The sequence below is a fragment of the Glutamicibacter sp. AOP38-B1-38 genome, from assembly GCF_052377485.1.
GTDB lineage: Bacteria > Actinomycetota > Actinomycetes > Actinomycetales > Micrococcaceae > Glutamicibacter.
In genome coordinates this window covers 1-4296 of the sequence record NZ_JBQSWU010000058.1, presented here as the reverse complement: position 1 = coordinate 4296, position 4296 = coordinate 1, and the positions used below count along the sequence as shown (strand labels likewise).

Annotated in this window: 4 protein-coding genes; 3 read left to right on the top strand and 1 reads right to left on the bottom strand. The window is 50.2% G+C overall.

Going from position 1 to position 4296, the window contains the following annotated elements; all coding sequences use genetic code 11:
* Nucleotides 1-362: 362 nt before the first annotated feature.
* Nucleotides 363-1223 carry a hypothetical protein gene (locus ACT3TP_RS18395; protein WP_444621259.1) on the bottom strand — a complete coding sequence of 287 codons (861 nt, stop codon included), beginning with the start codon at nt 1221-1223 and terminating at the stop codon, nt 363-365.
* Between the two features lie 854 nt (nt 1224-2077).
* Here ACT3TP_RS18395 and ACT3TP_RS18390 point away from each other — a divergent pair.
* The 3 genes from ACT3TP_RS18390 (at nt 2078) to ACT3TP_RS18380 (ending at nt 4092) form a co-directional block, all read left to right on the top strand.
* The gene (locus ACT3TP_RS18390) at nt 2078-2848 is read left to right on the top strand and encodes a ParA family protein (RefSeq protein ID WP_444621258.1); all 771 of its coding nucleotides are present in this window, start codon (nt 2078-2080) and stop codon (nt 2846-2848) included.
* On the top strand, nt 2845-3138 hold the full coding sequence (locus ACT3TP_RS18385; protein ID WP_444621257.1) for a hypothetical protein: 294 nt from the start codon (nt 2845-2847) through the stop codon (nt 3136-3138). Before ACT3TP_RS18390 ends, ACT3TP_RS18385 begins: the two co-directional genes overlap by 4 nt.
* Before the next feature lie 624 nt (nt 3139-3762).
* Nucleotides 3763-4092, top strand: coding sequence for a hypothetical protein (locus ACT3TP_RS18380; RefSeq protein ID WP_444621256.1), 330 nt, complete (start codon nt 3763-3765; stop codon nt 4090-4092).
* The last annotated feature ends 204 nt before the right edge of the window (nt 4093-4296 follow it).

The window sequence follows — 4296 nt, the reverse complement described above, 5'->3', positions numbered from 1 at the left end:
CGTATCGTCGCCTAAGATCACCGCCCGCAAAGCGCGTGCAGCACCCGATGCTGCCCGCAGAGCGAAAAGCGATTGCCTTGACTCAAATCGTCCTATGCAGACGTGGAATTTCAGATAGCGCTAACTGAAGGAAAAGATGACACAAAAGCGGCCACAAGGATAAATCCTTGGTGGCCGCTTGAGTGATTAGTTAGAAGTAGTAGACCCAGATCTCTTTCGATCGATCTGGATAGCAACAAAATGAATAATCCCGACGGTGACAAGCGCAAACGCGCCGAGCAACCAAGGATTGAGCGATGTCGTAATTGCTAATGCGCCGAAAATGATGAGTGGAAGCAACCACCCATACTGTCTAATAGTTCTCATCTGCAATTTTTCGCATTCACTTTCTTGAGCTTATTGCCCCGTGGAACAATCTTGATCTGGTAGCACCCAGTCGCTGAGATTTTCGTACTCTTAATAATCTTCTTGACCGATGACACGATTGTTTTCATCGTTGGAACTCCAACAAAGGAACAGATGCCTTGGATGATGTATCCAATACTAGGCAACTTACCTGCAGCGACACATCCTCCTGCAGTAGTCAGCCCTGCGACTGACACAGCAAGAGCTGAGATGGATTTCGCTTCATGACCCCAAAGATTCCAATACACTCCAGGGCCATCCGAAGTACCAAATTTGATCTTAGGATCGGCCACCACGGGGAACTTTGCACCTTCAGTATCGACTTCCTGCGTCAAAACGCCATCAGCAAAACTGTAAGACGTTTCAAGAGACTTACCACTGGCATCTACAGCCCAAGGAGTCTCGATCTCCCCATATACAAGCTTGCCGTCCCCGACGCGAGAAGTGATCAGATACCCCTCGCCGAAACGCTCCAAATCTGCCCCATCTGGAAGATCAACGGCGAATTCTGCACTTGAATTTCCAGGTTGCAAGAGGCCCATGACACGCACGCCGTCTTCGGTCTGAGTCGTGTCCGAATGGGACGACAGTGCATCAACTGAAATGGATAGATCCATATATTCAGCCGTCGCTGAAGTCCCATCATGCTCAATCTGTAAACCTGCAACAGAGGTCTGCGCATCAACCGGATCAAGTCCCAACGAAACTTGGGCCTTGTCAAAAATCTTTTCCCGCATTGCATCGGCCGACGCAGGAGCAACACCAACAGCTGCCAATGACCCTGATATAACTGCGATCAGTGCAACCTTGGACAACATCCTAATCTGCAAAATCCACCATCCAAATCTAGTCAAAAATATGCTTAATTCCAATGTAAGCATTAAAAACATACCAAACACAGAGTTATCTCACAGAGCCATTCATAATATCGTTATGAAATTTTTATCAAACAAGCCTCGGCGCAGCGCAACGCGCAAGGTCCGCACGGGAAAGAACTACGGGACACTCCCCTAGAGCGAGTAAGACACTCAGTCCTACATCAACTACTGCAGATCCCTGCACGCAGCGAACCTCTGCCGCACTATGAACCAATGATGGCCGCACCTGGGAAACCATGTTCGGCCGCTCCCAAGGAGTCAATGCAGCGAGCAACCAAGTATGCGCGCTGCCGCTCTCGAAGCGCCTCAGAACACCTAGCTAGACACGCAGCAAACCGAATAACACACCAAAACCCAAGATGAACTGGAAAAGATCGATTCCGAAATTAGCTACTGCAAGGGCTGGCGCTTCACGAAAATCAGTTCTTTCGATGCCTGTGAAGAAAATGTAATCCAAACTGCGCAATCAAGCTTTCATGAAATAAATATTTCATGAAAGCTTGATTGCGCAAGACAGTGATGTGGACAACCCCATGCGCTACGCCCCTTAGGGGTGGGCGGATTGGCATTGAACACCGTCGAGTATCCAGACCAGCTCGACAGTGACTGCGCGCAACAGCCCTGAGCTATCAGTAATAATCAGCAGGCATCAGGTGGGTTTAGCCCGTGTCATGACAACGGCTAGTCTTCACGGCATGCTCTCTAGGCGTAACGACAGAACGCTCGAAATCAATCTTTCATGCAATAAATAAATATTTATTGCATGAAAGATTGAATTATCCTAAAGTGTAGGCATGCAGACGATCATGGTTTATAGCGAATCCGGCGGTGTATCAAAGACAACAACAGCCGTTTCGCTCGCGATGGTAGCGGCTAAAGCGGGCAAAAACGTGCTGTTGATCGATCTAGATCCGCGAGCAGCGACAACGAAATGGACCTCCGTCGAACCACGAGGTGCCGGGTTGGATGTCGGAGCAATTCTTGCCGATGAAGACCCCGAAGGTTGGGCCGATGAGCTAGCCGTAGTATCTCATTGGACCCCAAACTTGAGAGTGCTGCCTTCTTCAAGGTCGGTTTCCAATCGTGAGAAAGACAGCTCCGACCACCTGGAGATCCGCCTTAAGACTTCATTGTTTGGTTCCGAAGCGGATTTGGTAGTTATTGATTGCCCTAACCGCCAAGGTGGCCCTCTCACTCAAAGCGCCTTGAATGCCTCTGACACTGTGGTTTACGCAGCTAAGCCAACCGTTGACGGAATAGACGGATTTGAGGGTGCAAAAATCACTGTTGATAAGTTTTTGGCCAGTAGGAAAAGGCTTGGTTTGACCGCAAGCCTTACTGAAGCCGGAATTGTTGTCGGGGGATACAAAGACACAATCACCCCGCGTGCGGCACTTAGCTCCGTGGAAGAACTTCGTGAAACCGGGTTGCTTCTTACGCCCTTAGTTCCAGAGAGAACTATCGTTCAGGATGTCCGCTTAGCAGGTGAGTGGTATGGCAACTACCGCAAAGGGGCCCCAGTCTTAGAAGCATATGAAGAACTAGCAAGGACAATTATCAGATGAATCAGGAACTGCCAGAACGCCCAGCTTTAGGAAAACGACGGATTCCGCGGCCTGCACCCGATATAAATGTGGATCCTGTCGAGCCAGTGCCAGCCTCAGAGAAGCCGGCATCGAAAACAGCCGCACCTGCCCCTGAACGAAAAACCGTGAGAGTCCCGTTCAGTAACAGATTGTCTGAAGAAACCATGGACACCCTAGCGAGGGTTAAAGCAGAGACCAAGATCCCCATCTATGAAGCAATCGAACTTGCCGTCGCTGAGAAATGGACAGACTTTAAAAGAAAGAAATAAATAAAGATTTCTTTCATGAATGATTGATGGCGGGTCATGTCTTACTGGCCCGCCATCCGGCATGTTATCTCCTTGTTGAGTCGACCGGTCCCTCGCCTGACTTACGAATTTACTTGCCAGACCCACACAGAATCGTTTGTTCCCGCTCGCATGGGAACGTGTCTAGAAATAATGAAGGGGGAGACTTGAGGAACGTGGCATCCTCAACAGTCGGCCCAGTTCGATAGCCTGCCAGCACACGCCATAAATTATGGGCAGTAGCCATGACTCGCACGACTCGGAGATTTACGACGGCATCGAAGTCCTAGGTAAAGAAGTGGAATACTTCGCCGCCACTGTAAGAGTCACAATGAGCAGCGACTCACGGAACGAGCCTATTCCGAAACGAAAACGCTTAAACCTCCTGTCCACCTGTGCACAGCAAAAGCCCCCAACGCTCCGCTGCTTTTCCTGCACACACCTGGACAGCAGGAACCAAACGACCACCCGCACACAACCCACAAGCTGCAGTACCTGAGTTCACTTGCGACAGGTGATCGTGGCCCATGCACGGCCTCTGACGGGGGAGGAGCCGGAGAAAATGAGAGGCAGATAAGGAAGATGCGCCAAAGTAAAATAGGACAGTTGAATGAGAAGCACGCGCGCCGCACCAACCAAGAGCTCAAAGCGCTCAGCGAAGCACCGATGAACCATCCCTTTGAACACCTCATCGCCAAGTGCGAATTCGACTCAGGCTCCTATGACCACATGGGAAAAATCATCCCCTTGATCTTGACCGCCTTAGCAATCTTATTTGCTGGAGGCAGTCTCGCCGCATTGGTGCCAAGCATCCGCTACCTGATGTTCTGGGGAATAGGGGTAGCGTTTGCTGGGATTGTTGGACTTTCATTGCTGAGCTCAACGATTAGGGCGAAACGGGCTGCCATTGCCGTCTACAAACACCGGCACCCTTAGGCCGCTCCGGCAATGGAGAGATAGCGATGGAACTGAAGACACTGGACGTTTCTTGATCCAATTTCATGGTCGGGGATTGCCTCGCGTTGAACATACTATGGCGTTTGCTGATTTCCTTAGATGCGAGCGTTGGCAGGCCATAGGCTGGACTCAAGACACCTTGGACGTACTCTCATGAGCATTGATGAAAGAGGTAATCACCAT